Raw genomic sequence first — 19,113 nt, 5'->3', positions numbered from 1 at the left:
TTGATCGAGCACGAGCTCGGCGTATTGGTGGCGTGACCAGCACAACGTAGCGACGAAAAACCAGGTCTTGACTGGCTTGCCGGCGGCGTCGAGCAGTTGCGGTCCGGCGCCGAAGTCGATCTGCACGGCGTCGGCCGGTGCGAAGTCGAGCACCGTGGTGGCCGGAACTCCGCGCTCGACGACCAGCGCTTGCAGGAAGCGCCGCACGGCCGAGTAGCTGCCGCTGTAGCCGTGATTGCGCTGCAGCGCGCTGTGGATCGTGGTGCCTTGGATGTCGGCGTGGAACCATTGCGTGATCAACTCGCGAAACGGCTCCAGCGTCGACACGCAGGTACGCGGCAGTTGCGGATTGCGGCCGAACATGCCGGCCAGCACGGCGTCATCGGGCAGTGGCCGGGTGGGGGTGAGCCAATCGTGCTGGAGGGCAGCCTGGCGGATGGTCGCTAACTTCTTGCGGCCCATCAGCCCGGCGCGGGCGATGTCGCGATCGGAATCGCCCTGGCGCATGCGCGCGAGGACTTGGCGGTACTCAAACACTTCGAACCTCCGGTTACTCACGGCCCCTCCGAGCAAAAAGCTCGAAGGGTAACCAGTTGATGGAAGTTCGAAACGCGTTCCCGATTACGGCGGGGGTGGCGCCATTACGCCGATCATCGGCTGGCGCCTTTACGGCGATCCTGGGGTGGCGCCAATACGCCGATCCCGGTTTGGCTCCATAGCGGCGATCATTGACACCAGATTGACATCGGGAGTCATATCAGCGCGGCGACATCTACATGCGTACTTTGCTGATTCACGGTGCGCGTGCCGTGCTCGCACGCGCTAAGCATTTGAGCGAAGCGCTGCAACGACTGCTCGCGCGACGACCGTTCAACGTGGTGGTCGTCGCTCTGGCGAACAAAATCGCGCGCACGATCTGGGCGCTTCTTGCTCACGATCGCACGTACGAACCCGGCGACGCGGCGCGAGCCGCGTAATTGTTCAACTCACTATAGGGAATGGGTCGCCAATAGGTTGCGCAGGTTGATGTACGCGTGATGGCAAAACAGGTCGGACCGTGGGCAAGCAAGCCTGAATGGGCGTAGGTCCTTCGAGGACTTCCAGGAGTTGAGGCCTTCCCCAGCAAATTCCATCAGGGTCAGCGGACCGACATCCGCACCGTAGGCCGGATATAAGTCTGCAGCCTGATCCTGTCCGCCGAACACGAATATCACCTGGCAAACCGGGAGGCGTCCATATAAGTGCGCCCATGCTGGGCGCACCATGAAAAAAGGCGCCCGAAGGCGCCTTTTCGAGACTGGACAAGCCAGCCATCACCCTTAGAAGCGGTGACGCAGACCAACCGTCGCTGCAGTTTGGTTGATCGACGTGCTGAACGGCGTGCTGAGGTCGCCGTTGTAGATCGACGCGTTCGCGTTCTTCGACGAACGCTGGTACACAGCCTGTGCGTACACGTCGGTGCGCTTCGACAGAGCGTAGTCGGCTTGAACGCCGATTTGGTTCCAGTGCGCGCTTTCGCCATTCACCTTGGCGTTCGTGTACGTGTAAGCAGCACCCAGACCCAGAGCCGGCGTCAGGTTGTACTTCACGTTGGCTTCGTAGTTGTCCGCGCGCAGGGTCGGCGAACCGTTAGCCTGGTTGTCGAGACGCGATTGCGTCCACACCAGACCGCCTTGCAGCGGGCCGTACACGTAGCTTGCGCCAGCACCGTACACGCGCGAACGACCTTGCACGTTCGTCACGTTCGAGCCGTTCAGGCTGAGGCCCGTAAGCGGGTCCGTCGCACCCACGGTGTTCACGCCCGGGTTGTTAGCCTGCGAGTACGCAGCACCGACCTTCAGGCCTTGGAACTGGTACGAAGCGCCCGCGCTGTAAGCACGGTTGTTCGCGAACTGCGAGTTGTTCGAGAACGAGTACGTGCCGCCGAATTGCAGACCAGCGTAGTTCGCGCTCGTGAACTTGACCGTGTTGTTCACTGCGACGTCGCCGTTCGTGTTCAGACGATCGTTGTTGAGCGGGTGTGCGAAGTACGTGCCGCCCCAGGTGCCCGTTGCCGACAGCGGCGACAGGTAGTCTTGGGTTGCGTCGTACTGACGGCCCAGCGTGACCGTGCCGTAGTTGCTCGACAGACCGACGAACGCTTGACGGTTGAACATGCCGCCGTTGTTCTGGAACTTGCCGTTGCCGATGCTGAAGCCGCTTTCCAACGTGAAGATCGCCTTCAGGCCGCCACCCAGGTCTTCCGAGCCGCGCAGACCGAAGCGGCTTTGGTCGACGCCCGAGCCAACCGACCACAGCGACTTGCCCGAGCCCGACGGCGTCGCGACGTTGCTTTGGTACGTGATGCCCGCGTCGAGCACGCCATACAGCGTGACGCTGCTTTGTGCGTGTGCAACGGTGGCGAACGATGCAGCAACTGCTGCAACAATCAGAGTCTTGTTCATGCGTGGAGCTCCCTTTTTAAAAAGGTAGGCCTTGCGACCTCGTTTCGATAAACGGTCTGCAACCGCCCGGAAGCGCCACATCGGCTTGCAAAACTACCTGCATGGCCGCGCCCGGATGGTTGCCCGTTATGGGAACCGTGAGTTTAGGGGTGTACCCTAGGGCCGCCATTCGCGAATAAAGAAATAAGCTTTTCCAGAACTAGAAATAATAGAAATTATAGCGCCTTATAAGTATTTGTTTTATATAACGTTTTTGGCCTCTTGACACTGTATTTTTGGCGGAGTCGGTACGAGCATTCTTCTGTGTCAGCGTCTTGACGGTTGCGTATAAACAACAACGACCTGCGTGCAAAATAGGCGAAATCGGTATTTTTTACCCATTCCAATGCAATCGGCGTCATCAAAAATAAGGGCTATCGAAAGATCAATTTCGATAGATCCAGATTAATTTTCCTTTCTGCACGGCCATCGAGCACCGTAACAGCCGTTACAGCATTCGTAACGATGGACGGCGCGCGACGCGTTAGGGTCGAACCTGCGGCGTCGCTTCGGCTCGCGCCGCATCCGGTTCCACTACACGGAGCAACCATGAATCGACGCCATTTTCTTCGCACGCTCTCGCTCGCCGGCACCGCGCTTGCCGGCGGCCTCGGCTTCGGCACCGCCGCGACCGCTCAACAGCCGCCTGGACCACCGCAGTCGCCGCCCGGCTATCGACCGCCCGATTACCGCCCGCCGATGCAGACGCAGCCCGCCCGGCCGCCGTATCCCGATCGTCCGAACCGGCCGCCCCCGCCGCTTCGTCACGAGCGCCGTCCCGCGCCCCCGCGCCCGCGTGGCTATGTGTGGGCGAACGGCTCCTGGGGCTGGCGCGGGGGCCGATACGTGTGGATTCCGGGCCGCTGGGTCGCGCAGCGCCCCGGCCATCGCTGGGTGCCAGGCTATTGGCAGCAGCGGGGAGGAACATGGATCCATATCGACGGGCGCTGGAATTGAGCGCGTTCCGGAGCGTGCGGCTGCTTTCCGCGAAGCGTGTTGTGCGCGGCAAGCGCCAACCCTAGGCTTTCGACGAGCCGCGCGCGTGCTCGCCGCCCGGCGAGCGGTTCCGGTTCATCCGGCGACCGTGCCAATACCCTCGCGGAGCGCGGTCCGCCGCCCGTCGCCGCGCGACCTCAGCCGCTATCGCATCGATTGCAGGTCTCTATCGCCCCTAGTCAATAGAGTGTTGCTGTTCATATCGTCATTGACCGATATAAGCTTCGGAAACCGACGATTCGCACGATCCCATCGCCCTGTCCATGACCATCGATGTCGACGCAGTCCACAAAGCGCTCGCCAGCCCCGTTCGCCGCGCGATCCTCGCGTGGCTGAAGGAGCCGGACAAGCACTTTCCCGCATCGCGCGCAGGGTCGTTTTCGCACGACGTCTGCGCGGGCCAGATCGATGCGTTGTGCGGACTGTCGCAATCGACTGTGTCCGCGCATCTCGCGACGCTCGAGCGCGCCGGACTCGTCACGTCGACCCGCGTCGGTCAATGGGCGTTCTTCAAGCGCAACGACGCGGTGATTCAAGCGTTTCTCGATTCGCTGCATCGCGGCCTTTGACACCCGCCCATTCGCCGCAAGGGCTTAGCCACACTCGAAGAGGTCTCCTCATGCCTTCGCTGTTCGATCCGCTGACCATCGGCGACCTGACGCTCCCGAACCGCATCATCATGGCGCCGCTGACCCGCGCCCGCGCCGGCAACACGCGCATTCCCAACGCGCTGATGGCGCGCTATTACGCGGAGCGAGCGTCGGCAGGGCTCATCATCAGCGAGGCGACGTCGGTCGCGCCGCAGGGCGTCGGCTACGCGAGCACGCCGGGCATCTGGTCGCCGGAACAGGTCGCGGGCTGGCGGCTCGTGACCGACGCCGTCCACGCGGCCGGCGGCCGCATCTTCCTGCAGCTCTGGCACGTCGGCCGTGTGTCCGACCCGGTCTTCCTCGACGGCGCGCTGCCCGTCGCGCCGAGTGCGATCGCGCCCGGCGGCCACGTGAGCCTCGTGCGCCCGCAGCGGCCCTACGTGACGCCGCGCGCGCTCGAGCTCGACGAAATCCCGAGCGTCGTCGCCGCGTTCCGCCGCGGCGCCGAGAACGCACGCGCGGCCGGCTTCGACGGCGTCGAAGTGCATGGCGCGAACGGCTATCTGCTCGATCAGTTCCTGCAGGACGGCTCGAACCGCCGCACCGACGCGTACGGCGGCTCGATCGAGAATCGCGCGCGCCTGCTGCTCGAAGTGGTCGACGAAGCGATCGACGTCTGGGGCGCGGCGCGCGTCGGCGTGCATCTGGCGCCGCGCGGCGATTCGCATACGATGGGCGATTCGAACCCCGCGGCGACGTTCGGCTATGTCGCGCAAGCGCTCGGACGCCGCAACATCGCGTTCTTGTTCGCGCGCGAATCGTTCGGCGGCGATTCCCTCGGCCCGCAGTTGAAGGAAGCGTTCGGCGGGCCGTTCATCGCGAACGAGAACTTCACGCTCGAAAATGCGCAGGGGGCGCTCGAAACCGGACGCGCGGACGCGGTCGCGTGGGGCAAGCTCTTCATTGCGAATCCGGATCTGCCGCGCCGCTTCGAGCTGAATGCGCCGCTCAACCAGCCGAACTCGGCGACCTTTTACTCCGAAGGCGAAACGGGATATACGGACTATCCGGCGCTGGAAAGCGCGGCGTGAGACTGTCTCGGGAACGGGCCGCCTGATTGTGGGCGGTTCGGGCTCGGGGCTCGGGGCTCTGAGGTCGACGGTCGGTGGTCAAGCGTCGTTAGTCCGATGGGTGTCGCGCATTCGCCGCCAACGGCGACGCCAGTCGGCTAATCGCCAAGCGAGCAACTCATGAACACGCGCTGCGATTCGTCGAGCCCGTGCGCGACGTGCGCCGCGCGTACCGCGGTCAGAGCGGGATCGAGCGCTTCGTCGTCGAGATCAATGAAGCCGAGGCAGCGGTAATAAGGCGCGTTCCACGGCACGTGCCGGAACGTCGAGAGCACGATCTGCCGCGCGCCCGCCCCGCGAGCCCGCCCCGCGACGGCATCGATCAGCATGGAGCCGATTCGCCGTCCCGCATGCTCGGGCGCCACGTCCACCTCCTCGAGATAGAGACGCGACGCGTCGAGCATCCTGTATATCGCAAAGCCGGCGATGCGCTCGTCGGCATCGACGGCGACGAGCGCGCGGCCGGCGTCGATCCGCGCGCGCAGATCGGCGAGGTCGGTCGGCGGGCTCGACGCGATGTGCGGCATGCCGATGTCGTTGAAACGCTGCGCAGCGGCGGCTTCGATGTCGGCCAGCAGCGGGGCTTCGTCCGCGCGCGCGGCACGGATGCGGATCGGAATTCGTTGCGTGGCGGAGTCGAGTTCGGTCACTGTCGAATGGCTAAGGAGTCGATCGGGTTTGAGCCGCGCCACTATAATCAATTCCTCGCACCTGCCGCCATCGCGCATTGCAACAGGAGATTCGACATATCGCTGTCCAGTCTGGCCGTATTCGCCGCCGCGCTGCTGATCGCAGCCGGTTCGCCCGGCCCGAGCATCGCCGCACTGGTTGCCCGCGTGCTGACGAACGGGTTTCGCGACATCTTGCCGTTCCTGGCGGCAATGTGGCTCGGCGAAGTGATCTGGCTCACGTGCGCGGTAGCCGGCCTTGCCGTGGTCGCGCGCACGTTCGCGGTCGGCTTTCTCGTGCTGAAGTTCGTCGGCATCGCCTATTTGTTGTTCCTCGCGTGGAAGATGTGGTTCGCGCCGTCCGACGTGCGATCCGATGCGCTTCCGAGCGGACAATCGCCGTTGCGCATGTTTCTGGCCGGCCTTGCGGTCACGCTGGGCAACCCGAAAATCATGATTTTCTACGTCGCGCTGCTGCCGACGATGGTCGACCTGTCGCACGTCGGCGCCGTTGCATGGCTCGAGTTGACACCGACGCTGCTGGTCGTATTGATCGCAATCGACTGCGCATGGGCGTTGCTCGCGACGCGCGCCCGCAAACTGCTGACGAGCCGTCGCGCGGTGAAGGCGGCCAATCGCACGAGCGCGGCCGCGATGGCGGGCGCTGCGGTCGCGATCGCGACGCGCTAGGCATAGCGGCAACGCCGCGCAGTTGAGCGGCATTCCGCAGGGGCGGCATCTCAGCGCGGCGCATCGGCATCGGACCCGCTTGGAGAAGTGCACGAGATGACCGCCTTTGAGTGCTTCTCCGCAATCTATCGGATAGCCGGGCTGACGTACGTCCCGACGTCCCGCGCGAACTGCTTGTTCGTGTACGGCCGGATCTCCGCACGGCGGCTCGACGCCGCCATCTGTTCCGCTTGATCCAGCAATCGGCGAGCCAGGCACGGCCCTTGATACGCCGGCCGAACCGCCACGCTCTCTATCAGGACGTAGTCGTCGTTGAGCACCAGTTCGGTCGGCGCGCAGGAATCTCGTCGACGTCCATGACGTAGACAAGGTGATTCCGCACCGCTTCCGAATGGCCCACAGCAATCGGCCCGGGCTCGCGGCCGATTATCAAAATCCATTTAGCATATGCCGCTCGCTTCAGCGAACAAATCGCCCGCACGTCGCGATGACCGGCTTGTCTCGGCATGCGATTCGTTTCGTCCATTGGCGGCCCCGGCCGATGACACGCAATCGCTTGTTGCCGCACCATGCGCCAACGTAGCGGCACGCGACGCTCCTCATGCGGCTCGCGCCGAAATGGAGAATGTCCTCGCGCCTGAAACACGGCCTACAGGGACTTCGCCCGTCAGAAATCGACCTTCACTCCCGCCAGCACCGCGAGCTGCCGACTCGAATTGCTGTTCGCGAGCACGGGAATCTGCGCGTAGTTCGCGGGCGCGCCGTTCGCGCCGGTACCGAGCCCTTGGCCCGATGCGATCTGACCAATCGCAACAGCATAGAGCGCGGTCTGCTTCGACAGACTGTAGTTCGCACCGACGTTCAATTGGTGAAAGCGCGTCGTCCCTCGGCTGTCCGTCTTCGCGTTGTTGAAGATGTACGCGACGCCGCCGCGCAGCATCGGCGTGAACGCATACGTCGCGTTCAGCTCGGCGATGTCGAATGCGATCGACGCCCGCTGCGGATGCGCCGAAGTCGCGAAATACGCGCTGTCGCCCAAGCGGGTGTGCGTATAGGTCAGCGCGACGGCCCCGTCGCCGAAAGCGATCGAGGCGCCGACGCCGAACGCCTTCATCGACGCCGCATCCTGCAGCAGGCAGTACATCGCGCCCGCGTTGCCGCACGCGAAATCGCCGATGTATCCGCTTGCGCCGCCGAGCGCCGCGTCGAGCGGCTGCCGAAGATTCAAATAGCCGACGCCGAACGAGACCGGTGCGCGATTGTATGAGGCGGCGACCGAATAGCCGCGACGCGCCGAGAAATTCCCCGCCTGACCGCCGAAGCTGAACGTGCCGCCGAACGTCAGGCCGTGGAAATCGGCGCTCGTGAACTTGACCGCGTTGTTGAAGTTGAACGCCGCGTTCAGATTATCGACGTCGCCGAGATGCGAGCCGTACGGCGTCGCCCAACTGTTGCTCGACACGTATGCGCCGAGCGTATCGGTGTACGAATCGTATTGGCGTCCGAGGCCGAGCGTGCCGTACGCGTCATGACGCAAGCCGACCCACGCCTGCCGGCTGAACGCCGCACCGCCCTGCAGCGCCTGACCGTTCGCCGACAGGAACTGCTGCTCGAGCGCGAACACTGCCTTCAATCCGCCGCCGAGCGCCTCCGCACCCTGCAGTCCCCAGCGCGACGGCACCAGATTCCCACCGCCCATCTGCCACGCGTGGCCGCCGCTCACACTGCCGTCCGCGCGCGTGAACTGCTGGTTCGTCGAATAGATGATGCCGGTATCCACCGTGCCGTACAGCGTCACGCTGCTTTGCGCGCAAGCGGGCGCGGCGGCCGCGCCGGCGACGCCGGCCGCGATCCAGGTCCTGATCCTCATGTCCCCTCACCTCCCGTCGTTGATTTGGATTGCCAATCGATCGGCTCGATCGGCGGCGGTGGAGGCACTCTATCCAGCGAAAATCTTCGCCCGGTATCCCAAATTGGCAAATGCGTCAGCGACGCACGGAATAGGCATGGAACGGCAAATGCGCGTATCGCCGCTTCGCGCGCATGAGGCACGCGGCGCATGTGATGCGCGCGGCGCGCGCGATACGGATGCTCAGGACAAGCGCAGCGTCTGCGACGGCAGTTCGCCGAACAGATCGCGATATCCGCGCGCGAAATAGCCGAGATGCGTGAAGCCCCACCGCGCCGCGGCCTCGCCGACGCACAGTGCGTCGGCGGACGTCGTGCGCAGCAAACGGCGCACCGCGTTCAGGCGGATCGTGCGCAGGTACGTGACGGGCGTCACGTCGGCGACACGCTGGAAGCTCGTCTGCAGCGTGCGTCGGCTGCAGCGCAGCGCGCGGCACAGCTCGAGCACCGTCACGGGCTCTTCGGGCCGCGCCCAAAGATAGCGCTCGCAGCGCCTGACGATGTCGCTGTACGTCGCATGCGTGATGTCGCGCCGTGCTTCGCCGACCGCGCCCGCGAGCGCGTCGAGGAACACGCCGAGCATCGCGTCGCGGAACATCTTGCGGGTCGCGTCGTATTCGAGCCACGCCGGGTTTTGCTGCGCATCGTCGATATACGACGACAGGCGCGCGCCGAGCGCCGCGCCCTGCTCGTCCGTCAGGCGGATCACGTGCCGCGGCGGGCGGCTCTCGCGCGTCCCGAACTCGGCTTCGCACAGCTCATCGATCATGTCCGGAGCAGCGCTGATGCCGACGAGCCGCATCCCCTCGGGCGTATGGAATTCGAAATCCTCGCCGGGGCGCAGCGCGAGGAGCGCGTAGCCGTCGACGTGCTGCCGCTGGAACGTCCCCGAGAGCGGCGCGAGCACCGGCACCGCGAGCGACGTGCGCCCCTCCGGCGACATGCCCGTCTGCGCGACGCGGCGGTTCGTCGTTTCGCGGAAGAAATGGAAATCGTCATACAAAACCTGCGTGACCGTACCCTTGAAGCGGCCGGGCGTCATCTGCCGGTAGACCTGGCGCCAGCCGGCAATGGCAAGTCCGTGATCGTGGACGTCTTCGAGCGAACGCGACTGGAACAACATGGATGCCTCCAGAGAATTCCGATGCGGCGTGACGAACGGCGCCTGCATGCGCCTGCGCGGCGTGCCCGTTCGTCCGGCGGGCCGGCATCAGTCACCCGACACGCGCGCAAGCGCGGCTTCGAAGCCCGCGAACGCGGCACGCAGCGCATCGCGCTGCGCGCCGGCTAGACGCAAGTAGCGCCGAAACGACGGCATCCGGCCGACCACTTCGCTGCCGCCGAACGGCACGATGCGCAGCATCCAGCGCGGGCCGTCCGCGACGATTTCACAGTATGTCAGATCGAGCGCCGCGAGCGGCGCGCCGAGCGCGGGCATCGCGAGCAGCGTCGCGACGTGCGCCGCGAAATGCGCGCCGGCACCGCGCGCGACCGTCGCCGCGACCGGCCCGCGACGCACCCAGCCGCTCGGGGCGATTGACGCCGAGCCGTTCGCATCGGGTCCCGCAAGCGTCCGCTCCAATTGCACGCTGACCGTATGCAGCAGAAATTGCCGGTCGACGCGCTCGGCGGCGCGCAGCGCGATGCCGTCGCTCAACATCATCCGCGCGGCGGCGCCGTTGTCCGGCATCGAGAGTGCCGCATCCAGATCCGCGGCCACGCGCACGAGCGTCGCGCCGCGCCGATAACCCGGCACCGGGCCCGGCGCGAGCCAGCGCCGCCATCCGGCCGCGGGCGCGACGCTGCCGATCGCCAACGTTCGCCTGCTCATCAGACGTGCTCGTTGCGCAACACTTCTTCGACGGGCACCGGCTTGAACGGATGCTTGCGCTGCACGACGAGCGTCCAGAACAACGCATAGAGCGCGGTGAGCCCGAGCATCGTGCCGAACGGCACGTAGATGTCGCGGCTGTTCATCCCCGGCGGCGCGATATACCAGATCGCGAGCACGATGCCGACGCTCGACACGATCTGCGGCAGCGGAAACCACGGCGACCGGTACGGCCGCGGCAGGTCCGGGCGGCGAATCCGCAGCATCACGACCGACAGCGTGACGAGCAGATACGCGGTGCCCCATGCGCAGGTCGCGGCGAGCACGAGGTGCATGATGCTGTCGAGATCGCCGTGGATGATCCACGCATGCAGGATCGGCACGGCGGCCGCCGCGACGATGCCGACGACGGGCGTCCTGAAGCGCGGATGCAGGTAGGCGAAGCACTTCGGCAGCGCGCCGTCGACCGCCATCCCGTACAGGATGCGCGGCAGGCCCGCCATCAGCGTGTTGATCGTCGCCGCGCCGGCGAACAGGAACGCGACGCCGAACCACACGCGTCCGAACGGGCCGAGCACCTGCAGCGCGAATGCGGGAATCGCGCCCGGCGTGTCGAGCAGATGCGTGAGGCCGTCCGGCGTCACCGCGACGTTCGGCACCTGGCGCTTGATCGCCGCGCCGTAGAGGAACATGCAGATTGCGACGCCGGCGAGCCCGAGCGCCATCGCGCGCGGAATCGTCTTGCCGGGCGTCTTCATCTCGGGCGCGAGCGGCGTGACGAACTCGCAGCCGACGAACATGAACATCGCCATCCCGACGAGCGACAGCACGGCCGGCACGGACGCGCCGACCTCCGAGCGCCCGAACCAGCCGTCGAGATGAACGGCGGGCGCGGCCGCGAGCCCGAGCACGCCGAAGATCATCAGCGACAGCCACATGCCGATCGTCAGCACGATCTCGAGCCTGCTGAACACCTTGATGCCGATGATGTTGGTGATCGCGAACGTCGTGACGAGGCCGACGCCGACGAGCCACGCGCTGTTGTGCCGCTCGAACGCGGCGTTCAGCGACTCGAAGTTGACGAGCGCCATGATGCCGCTCAGGATCGTCTCCGCCGTGCCGGCGAACACGTGGACGAGGAAGTACGCGGAAATCGTGCCGGTGATCGCCCAGAAGCGGCCGAGCCCGCACGACAGGTAGTCGTAGACCGAGCCGGCCGTGGGCAGCATCGCCGCCGCTTCGGAGAACGTCGTCGCCTGCGCCTGCATCATCACGAACGCGATGATCATCGCGACCGCGAACGCCCAGCCGCCCATCCCGAAACCGGACGTCGCGGTCAGGATCACCGGGCTCGCCATGATGAGACCGACGGCGCTCGCGAGCGCCGTCGGAAAACCCACCGCACCCGCCGCCAGCGCGGGCTTCCCGCCCGGCCCGCCGGACGCCGCCCGAGTCTCCGCATTCGAATAACCTGACAAATCCGACATCCTCGTCTCCTGATTGATGCGTCGATGTCGAGAAAATACGGAGGCCAAAATTCTCACATGTAGCGCAAATTGGCAAAACGGCCGGGGCCGCGCGATCGCGGCCCCGGCCGTCAGCCGTCCGTAATCGGCGCGCGATCAGCCGCCGGCGAACGGCGTCTTCTCGAAGCCGGCCTCGAGGCCCGCGACGATCCGGTCGATCTGCTCGCGCTGGATCACGAGCGGCGGCGACAGGATGATCTTCGTGCCGACCGGCCGCACGAGCACGCCGTTCTCGCGCGCGACCTCGGCGACCGCATTCGCGTAGCCCGACATCGGATCGATCGGCGTGCGCGTCGCCTTGTCGGCGACGAGGTCGAGCGCGACCATCAACCCCTTGCCGCGCACCTCGCCGACCGCGTCGAAGCGCTCGACGAACGGCCGCAGCGCTTCGAGCAGATGCGCGCCCTGCTTCGCCGCGTTCGCGGGCAGATCCTCGCGCCGCACGATGTCGAGGCTCGCGAGCGCCGCCGCGCATGCGACCGGGTGTCCCGAGTACGTGTAGCCGTGCATGATCGCGCCGCTGAAATCCGCGTTCGCCGCGAACGCCTCCTCGATCCGTGCATTCACCGCGGTCGCGCCGAGCGGCACGTAGCCGGACGAGATGCCCTTCGCGAGACACATGATGTCGGGCTTCACCCCCCAGCCGCGGCTGCCGAACAGGCTGCCGCTGCGCCCGAAGCCCGTCACGACTTCGTCGGCGATCAGCAGCACGCCGTAGCGGTCGCAGACTTCGCGCACGAGCGGCCAATAGTTCGCAGGCGGCACGATCACGCCGCCCGCGCCCTGGATCGGCTCGGCGATGAATGCGGCGACCGTGTCCGGGCTCTGGAACAGGATCTCGCGCTCGAGCAGCTCCGCGCAAATGCGGCCGAGCGCTTCGGGGTCCTGCGTGAACGGATTGCGATAGATCCACGGCGTCTCGACGTGGAAGCATCCAGGCAGATTCGGTTCGTAATTGCGCCGGAACACCGTGTTGCCGTTCACCGACGCGCCGCCGAAATGCGTGCCGTGATAGCCCTGCTTCAGCGAGATGAACTTCGTGCGGTCCGCCTGCCCGCGCACTTTCCAGTACTGGCGCGCAATCTTGAGCGCGGTCTCGACCGAATCCGAGCCGCCCGAGCTGTACAGCACGCGGCGCATCCCTTCGGGCTCCATCATGTCGATCAGCAGCTTCGACAGCTCCTCGGCGCGCGGGTGCGTGACGCCGTCGAACAGCTGGAAGTACTCGAGCTCGTCGAGCTGGCGCACGATCGCCTGCTTGACCTCGGCGCGGTTGTGGCCGACATTGACGTTCCACAGGCCCGCGACGCCGTCGACGAGCTGGCGCCCGCGCTCGTCGTACACGTAGCAGCCCTCCCCGCGCACGATGCGGATCGGCTCGCGGCGCTTCATGTCGTTCGGGTGCAGCATCGGATGCCAGAAACGGGAATCGTTGTAGCTCATTGCATTGCTCCAGGAAAAAACGAACAGCCCGCGCGTTCAGTGCGCGATGCAGACGGATTTGGTTTCGGTGAAGCCTTCGATCGCGTATTGGCCGAATTCGCGGCCGATGCCCGATTGCTTGTAGCCGCCGAACGGCATCGACGGATCGAGCGGAATGTGGCAATTGACCCAGACCGTACCCGCCTCGATCTGCGGCATGAGATCCATCACAGCCTTCAGATCGTTGCTCCACAGGCTCGCCGCGAGCCCGTACGGCGACGCGTTCGCGAGCCGCACCGCTTCGGCCGGATCGTCGAACGGCAGCACGACGACGACCGGGCCGAACACCTCGTCGCGAACGATCGCGCTGTCGTGCGTCGCGTCGGCGATCACGGCTGGGCGCACGAAGTAGCCGGGCAGGTCGTCGGCCGGCGTGCCGCCCGCGAGGAACGTGAGGCCGTCGCGGCGCGCCCGCTCGACGTGCTCGACGACCTTGTCGCGATGATGCGCGGACACGAGCGGGTTGATCTGCGCGGCCGGATCGAGGCCCGGACCGAGCCGCATCGACGCGGCGACGCCGGCCAGGCCGTCCGCGAGCCGACGGAATTTGCTGCGGTGCACGTAGATGCGCGACGCGGCCGCGCACACCTGCCCCTGGTTGAAGAACGCACCCGCCGCGACGCTTTCGAGCGCTTGCCCGACATCGACATCCTCGAGCATCACGACCGGATTCTTGCCGCCGAGCTCGAGCGAGAAGCGCGTCATGTTCTGCACGGCGGCCGCGCCGACGAGCTTGCCCGTCGCAGTCGAGCCGGTGAACGAGATCTTGCGGATCGACGGATGGCTCGCGAGCGCGGCGCCGCATTCGCGCCCGCCCGTCACGACGTTGAACACGCCCGCCGGCACGCCGGCTTCGAGCGCGAGCTCGGCGAGCCTCAACGCCGTGAGCGGCGTCTCGGGCGACGGCTTCAGCACGACCGTGCATCCCGCCGCAAGCGCCGGCACGAGCTTCCAGGCCGCGATCATCAGCGGAAAATTCCACGGCACGATTGCGGCGACGACGCCGACCGGCTCCTTGCGCGTGTACGCGGTGTAGCGTGCGCCGGGCGGAAATGGAATCGACACGTCGAGCGTCTGCCCGGTGATCTTCGTCGCCCAGCCCGCCATGTAGCGAACGTACTCGATCGTCGCGCCGACCTCGACGCCGCGCGACACGAGGATCGACTTGCCCTGGTTCAGCGTCTCGAGCTGCGCGAGCGCCTCCGCATTCGCTTCGAGCACGTCGGCGAGCTTCAGCAGGATGCGCTCGCGATCGGCGGGCCGCAGCCCGCTCCACGCGCGCGTGTCGAACGCGCGCTTCGCGCTCGCGACGGCGGCGTCGACGTCGTGCGCATCGGCGTCGGGCACGCGCGCGAGCCGCTCGCCCGTCGCCGGGTCGAACACGTCGAGCCGGCGCGGCGAATGGGCGGCGTGCATCGCGCCGTCAAAGAAGATTCCGAATTCGCGCTCGGTGAATGCGCGCACCGTGTCGGTCACGGTGACGATGTCCGTCTGTGTCATGGGCGTCTCGCGATAGTGGTTTGACGTCCGCGCGGAACGACGGCGCGGACGGTTGCGCACCACTGTAGCGACGCCGTTTCGCGGCCGGTTAGCGCAAATTGGCAGGTTGAAGGGAGGTGATGCGGGGGGTGAGCAGACGAAACCGCACGCGGTCCGCGCCTTCGAACCGCCGCACCGGTCGCTCGCCGGGTCAAAAAAATAGCGCGCCGACGAGCTCGGTCCGGTTCGACACGCCGAGCTTGCGGAACATCCGCAGCAGATGCGTCTTGACGGTCGGCTGGCCGAGGGAAAGATCGCGCGCGATCTCCTTGTTCGACCGTCCGTCGCGCACGAGCCGCGCGATCTGCTCCTCGCGATGCGTGAGCCGCGCGTCGCAAGCGATCCGGCGAATCCCTCGCACCGCGCGCAACGGCGGCAGCAGCGCGACCTCGACGACCGGCTGGACTGCGCGCAGCGCGGCGAACTCGTCCGCCGAGTAGCGGCCGTCGCCCGCCAGACGCAGCAGCGAGAATGCGGCGATCGCCACGCCGCCGTCGCGCAGCAGCACTTCGACGACGTCGGCGACGCCGTGCCGCCGCAGGAAGCCCGTCCAGTACGACGACGCGGCGCGCCGCTCGTCCGGCAATTGCGAGGCGAGCGTGACGACCGCGCCCGGCTGCGCCGCGCAACGCGACGGATGCAGCGGATCGAGCGGCCGGTAGCGGCTGACATACGCGCGATGCATCGCGGCCGCCATCCCGAACAGCTCGAAATCGACGGGCTCGCCGCTCGCGTCGATCCGGTAGAACACCGTTGCCGTCGGGCGCGCGAGCGCCTGCAACGAAGCCACGCAGGTGCGCAGCGCGTGCGCGTACGACGCGGCATCGGCGTCGGCATCGGGTCTGGCGGGGTCGTGCGTCATGGCGGCGGACACCTCGATCGCGGGCGAGCGGCTTCGGCAGCTTAGTTGCGCCGCCGCCATCGCAATGAGCACGAATCAGCAAATCGTGCGGGTGTCCATTCAGCCGAACGGTCGATACCGGGACGCGCGTCCGGTCCCTACACTCGTCCTGTAACCACTGCCATCGATGCAAGGAGGATCTCGCATGGGAAGCGCTTCGCCGCGCACCGTCGTCGTGACGGGCGCCGGAACCTGGATCGGGATCGGCGCCGCGTGCGCCGCGCGTTTCGCCGCACAAGGCGACCACGTCGTGCTGATCGGCCGTCGGCAGGCGCCGCTCGACGCGGTCGCCGCACAACACGGGCGGCCTTGCGCTCGCTGGCGATGCCGATGCCGTGAGCACGGGCGGCTGGGCCAGGCACGTCGAACGGATTCACCCGCGCTTCGGCCCGATCGGCGCATCGATCGCCTGCGCATGCGCAGGCGGACGGACACGGCCGCGGACTCGGCCGCGCTACACGAGCATCGCACCAGCCTCCGGCAGCGTCGCGCCGCCGTCGACGACGATCGTCTGTCCGGTGACATAACCCGCCGCGTCCGATGCGAGGAACAGCATCGCGGCCGCAATGTCGTCCGGCTCGCCGAGACGGCCGAGCGGCACGCCGCGTGCGATCCGCTCGCTGTGCGCCGCATCGCCGAGATTGCCTGCGGCCGGCGTGCGGATCATCCCGGGCTCGACGCCGTTGACAGTCACGTTCCGGCGAGCAAGCTCGAGGGCCGCCGCGCGAATGAAGCCGTTCACGCCGGCCTTCGACGCCGCGTAATGCGCGAGCCCCGGATACGCGACGCGCGGCCCCGTCACCGACGACGTCGCGAGCACCCGCCCCTGCCCCGCGCGCTCGAAAGCAGGCAGCGCCGCCTGCGTGAGCCAGAACAGCGCGGACAGGTTGACGGCGAGCGTGCGTTCGAGCACGTCGGGGGCGATCGCGTCGAACGGCGTCAGCGGAAAATACGCGGCGTTGTGGACGACGACATCGAGCCGGCCGCTGTCCGCCTCGAACTGCGCGACGAGCCCGAACAGCTCGTCGCGCCGCGCGGCATCGACCCGGTACGCGCGCACGGTCTGCCCGTCGTCGAGCCCGCGCGCGGCGAGCCGCGCGCCAAGCGCGGCCGCCGCGTCGCCCTGCAAGTCGGCGATCGCGACGGTCGCGCCGGCAGCGGCGAACGCATCGGCAATCGCCGCGCCGATCCCCTGCGCGCCGCCCGTGACGAGCACGGTGCGGCCGCGAAAATCGGCGACGAGCCGCCCGCGCGGCAGCACCGCGCGCTTCGAGTCGGCGCCGCTCATCGTGCGAGCGGATGCACGGTTTCGTTCAGCACTTGCGCATGGGCGCCAATCGGGAAATTCGACAGCGCGCCGAAGTCGCCTTCGCGATAGCCGAATATCTTGCCGTCCGTCTTGCACCGGTCGAGATCGATCAGCACGACGCCGAGCGTCGGCACGATCTTCTCGCGCCAGACGAACAGATACAGCGCGTCGGCGAGCTTGAAGTAATGGCAGCGGTCGACGTCCGCGAGCCCGCGCTCGACGCCTTCGAGGCAATGCCATGCGTAGAACGCGTCGTTCAGATAAATGTGCTCGTAGCACTCGGTCGGGCTGTAGCGGTACATCGTCCGCTTGCCGATCAGCTCGCGCGTCGGTGCGTGCAGCGGGCCGGGCGCAGCCGCGCCTACGATCGCGCCGTGGCGGAACGTCGCCTCGACGCCCGTCAGCGGCAGGCCGCGCGCGACGCGCGAAAACGCGTCGACGCGCACGTCGTCCTCGGTCGGCAGCACGCCTTCGATCGATGTCCAGACGCCTCGCGTCAGATCGAGCACGATGCTGACCGACGTCGCACGCCGGGTCGGATCGATGTAGTCGACGAAGCAGATGCCGTCGCGCAGTTGCGTCGCGCGGTACGCGGCCTCGCCGCTCGCGCCGCTTGCATCGCCGCCACCCGCGCCGCGCGCCGCGCGGCGCTCACGCCAGCGCAACGTCGATCGATCGGCGAACGTGTATTCGAGCGTCGCGCCGTCCGTCGCGGCGAGCGCGAGCGTGCGCCCGGCGAGATCGCCGACGGGTTCGAGGATGTGACTTTCGGGTGCGAAGCCTTCGGCCAGCGCACCGACTTGAATGAACAACGGATCTGCTTCCATGCATTCCTCCGATTGAGCGCCGCGCCGTCAGGCACGGTCGCGAAACAGGAGGTCATGGTGCCCGCGTGCCCGGCCGTGCGGTATCAACCGAAAGGATGAACGGTGTTGGCGGCGGAGGCTCGTGCGCGGCAAACGTTCCGCGGGCTCGGCACGAACGAGCCGTGAAAAGCGGCACGCGACGGCGCAGCCGCCGAACGAAAGCGCGGCCGGGCCGCCGCGACCGCGCGTCGCGTTCGGCCCGCATCGGATCGACGACGTCGCCCGCTTACGGCGCGCTCGCGTCGTCGAGCTGCGCGATGTCCTCCGCGTCGAGCGGCAGCCGAATCGCCGCTCCGAACGCGCTCAATTGCGCGAGCGACGTCGCGCTCGCGATCGGCGCGGTGACGCTCGGCCGCGCGATCTGCCACGCGAGCGCAACCGACGTCGGCGTCGAGTCGTGCTTCGCCGCGACCGCATCGAGCGCCGCGAGAATCCGCAAGCCGCGCGGATTCAGATATTGCTCGACGCGCCCGCCGCGCGCGCTCTTCTTCAGGTCCGCCTCGGACCGGTACTTGCCCGACAGAAAGCCGCTCGCGAGCGCGTAATAGGTGACGACGCCGAGCTTCAGCTCGGTCGCGACCGGCTCGAGATCGCGTTCGTACTCGGCGCGATCGTACAGGTTGTATTCGGGCTGGATCACCTGATACGCGGGCAGGCCGGTGCGGCGGCTCAGCTCGGCCGCCTCGCGCAGCCGGGCGCCGCTATAGTTCGACGCGCCGATGATCCGGACCTTGCCCTGCTCGATCAGCGTCTGGTACGCGCCGAGCGTCTCTTCGAGCGGCGCGGTGTCGGCGAGGTCGCGGTGCGAGAAATAGAGATCGATGTAGTCGGTCTGCAGACGCCGCAGCGAATCCTCGGCGGCCTTCAGGACGTTCTCGCGCGACAGGCCCGCACGCGCTTCGAGCAGCCCGACCTTCGTCGCGATCACGACCTGGTCGCGCTTGCCCGAGCGCTTGAGCCACTTGCCGATGATCGTTTCCGATTCGCCGCCGTGGTTGCCGGGCGCCCAGGCCGAATAGACGTCGGCGGTGTCGATGAAGTTGATGCCGGTGTCAGCGAGCGCGTCGAGCAGCGAGAACGAGGTGTTCTCGTCGGCGGTCCAGCCGAACACGTTGCCGCCGAACACCAGCGGCGAAACTTGAATCGTCGAAATGCCGAGTGAGCGTAGTGCCATCTTTTCTCTCCGATCGATGA

General features: G+C 66.9%; 17 protein-coding genes and 3 pseudogenes. 6 read left to right on the top strand and 14 right to left on the bottom strand.

Translation table 11 applies throughout. The annotated features are described in order from the left end of the window. Positions 1-537: pseudogene (locus tag WS69_RS20115) on the bottom strand (IS21 family transposase); the annotation flags it as partial. A gap of 221 nt (positions 538-758) precedes the next feature. Between WS69_RS20115 and WS69_RS20110 the strand changes: the two are divergent. Continuing rightward, a pseudogene (locus WS69_RS20110) lies at positions 759-977 on the top strand (IS110 family transposase); the annotation flags it as partial. A 342-nt stretch (positions 978-1,319) separates the two neighbouring features. Here WS69_RS20110 and WS69_RS20105 read toward each other — a convergent pair. Further along, the gene (locus WS69_RS20105; RefSeq protein ID WP_059472433.1) at positions 1,320-2,444 is read right to left on the bottom strand and encodes a porin; all 1,125 of its coding nucleotides are present in this window, start codon (positions 2,442-2,444) and stop codon (positions 1,320-1,322) included. Positions 2,445-3,032: 588 nt separating this feature from the next. On the opposite strand from WS69_RS20105, the gene WS69_RS20100 reads away from it, so the two are divergent. From WS69_RS20100 to WS69_RS20090, 3 genes are all read left to right on the top strand, one after another. Continuing rightward, positions 3,033-3,440, top strand: coding sequence for a YXWGXW repeat-containing protein (locus tag WS69_RS20100; RefSeq protein WP_059472432.1), 408 nt, complete (start codon positions 3,033-3,035; stop codon positions 3,438-3,440). A 302-nt stretch (positions 3,441-3,742) separates the two neighbouring features. Further along, on the top strand, positions 3,743-4,048 hold the full coding sequence (locus WS69_RS20095; RefSeq protein WP_059472431.1) for an ArsR/SmtB family transcription factor: 306 nt from the start codon (positions 3,743-3,745) through the stop codon (positions 4,046-4,048). A gap of 50 nt (positions 4,049-4,098) precedes the next feature. After that, positions 4,099-5,160 (top strand): alkene reductase, encoded by a 1,062-nt coding sequence (locus WS69_RS20090; RefSeq protein WP_059472430.1) that lies wholly within the window; start codon positions 4,099-4,101, stop codon positions 5,158-5,160. A 137-nt stretch (positions 5,161-5,297) separates the two neighbouring features. Here WS69_RS20090 and WS69_RS20085 read toward each other — a convergent pair whose 3' ends face one another. Continuing rightward, positions 5,298-5,849, bottom strand: coding sequence for a GNAT family N-acetyltransferase (locus tag WS69_RS20085; RefSeq protein ID WP_059472429.1), 552 nt, complete (start codon positions 5,847-5,849; stop codon positions 5,298-5,300). Positions 5,850-5,945: 96 nt separating this feature from the next. Between WS69_RS20085 and WS69_RS20080 the strand changes: the two genes are divergently transcribed. Continuing rightward, positions 5,946-6,557 (top strand): LysE family translocator, encoded by a 612-nt coding sequence (locus WS69_RS20080; RefSeq protein ID WP_059472444.1) that lies wholly within the window; start codon positions 5,946-5,948, stop codon positions 6,555-6,557. Between the two features lie 125 nt (positions 6,558-6,682). Here the strand turns inward: WS69_RS20080 and WS69_RS35700 are convergent, their stop codons facing one another. From WS69_RS35700 to WS69_RS20040, 8 genes are all read right to left on the bottom strand, one after another. Beyond that, a complete protein-coding gene (locus WS69_RS35700; RefSeq protein WP_442854916.1) occupies positions 6,683-6,997 on the bottom strand; it encodes a GNAT family N-acetyltransferase in 315 nt (104 codons plus the stop codon). 227 nt (positions 6,998-7,224) lie between these two features. Then, positions 7,225-8,427 (bottom strand): porin, encoded by a 1,203-nt coding sequence (locus tag WS69_RS20070; RefSeq protein ID WP_059472427.1) that lies wholly within the window; start codon positions 8,425-8,427, stop codon positions 7,225-7,227. A 222-nt stretch (positions 8,428-8,649) separates the two neighbouring features. Then, positions 8,650-9,588: a helix-turn-helix domain-containing protein gene (locus tag WS69_RS20065; RefSeq protein WP_059472426.1), complete on the bottom strand. Its 939-nt coding sequence runs from the start codon at positions 9,586-9,588 to the stop codon at positions 8,650-8,652. Positions 9,589-9,675: 87 nt separating this feature from the next. Continuing rightward, positions 9,676-10,296, bottom strand: a complete 621-nt coding sequence (locus WS69_RS20060; protein WP_059472425.1) for a DUF3156 family protein — start codon at positions 10,294-10,296, stop codon at positions 9,676-9,678. After that, positions 10,296-11,783 carry an APC family permease gene (locus WS69_RS20055; protein WP_059472424.1) on the bottom strand — a complete coding sequence of 496 codons (1,488 nt, stop codon included), beginning with the start codon at positions 11,781-11,783 and terminating at the stop codon, positions 10,296-10,298. The genes WS69_RS20060 and WS69_RS20055 overlap by 1 nt, the downstream gene beginning before the upstream one ends. Positions 11,784-11,918: 135 nt before the next feature. Continuing rightward, positions 11,919-13,265, bottom strand: a complete 1,347-nt coding sequence (locus tag WS69_RS20050) for an aspartate aminotransferase family protein (RefSeq protein ID WP_059472423.1) — start codon at positions 13,263-13,265, stop codon at positions 11,919-11,921. A 36-nt stretch (positions 13,266-13,301) separates the two neighbouring features. Continuing rightward, positions 13,302-14,804, bottom strand: coding sequence for an aldehyde dehydrogenase family protein (locus WS69_RS20045; RefSeq protein WP_059472422.1), 1,503 nt, complete (start codon positions 14,802-14,804; stop codon positions 13,302-13,304). Positions 14,805-14,994: 190 nt separating this feature from the next. Then, positions 14,995-15,765, bottom strand: a complete 771-nt coding sequence (locus WS69_RS20040) for a response regulator transcription factor (protein ID WP_162499013.1) — start codon at positions 15,763-15,765, stop codon at positions 14,995-14,997. A gap of 124 nt (positions 15,766-15,889) precedes the next feature. Here WS69_RS20040 and WS69_RS34950 point away from each other — a divergent pair. Continuing rightward, positions 15,890-16,172 (top strand): annotated as a pseudogene (locus tag WS69_RS34950) (SDR family NAD(P)-dependent oxidoreductase); the annotation flags it as partial. A 26-nt stretch (positions 16,173-16,198) separates the two neighbouring features. On the opposite strand, the gene WS69_RS20035 reads toward WS69_RS34950, so the two are convergent. From WS69_RS20035 to WS69_RS20025, 3 genes are all read right to left on the bottom strand, one after another. Beyond that, a complete protein-coding gene (locus WS69_RS20035) occupies positions 16,199-17,032 on the bottom strand; it encodes an SDR family oxidoreductase (RefSeq protein ID WP_059472421.1) in 834 nt (277 codons plus the stop codon). After that, on the bottom strand, positions 17,029-17,880 hold the full coding sequence (locus WS69_RS20030; RefSeq protein ID WP_059472420.1) for a molybdenum cofactor biosynthesis F family protein: 852 nt from the start codon (positions 17,878-17,880) through the stop codon (positions 17,029-17,031). Before WS69_RS20030 ends, WS69_RS20035 begins: the two co-directional genes overlap by 4 nt. A 265-nt stretch (positions 17,881-18,145) precedes the next feature. Further along, positions 18,146-19,093, bottom strand: a complete 948-nt coding sequence (locus WS69_RS20025) for an aldo/keto reductase (protein ID WP_059472419.1) — start codon at positions 19,091-19,093, stop codon at positions 18,146-18,148. Positions 19,094-19,113: the final 20 nt, after the last annotated feature.

The sequence above is a fragment of the Burkholderia sp. BDU5 genome (genome assembly GCF_001522845.1).
Lineage (GTDB): Bacteria > Pseudomonadota > Gammaproteobacteria > Burkholderiales > Burkholderiaceae > Burkholderia > Burkholderia mayonis.
This window is presented reverse-complemented; position numbering and strand designations above follow the sequence as displayed.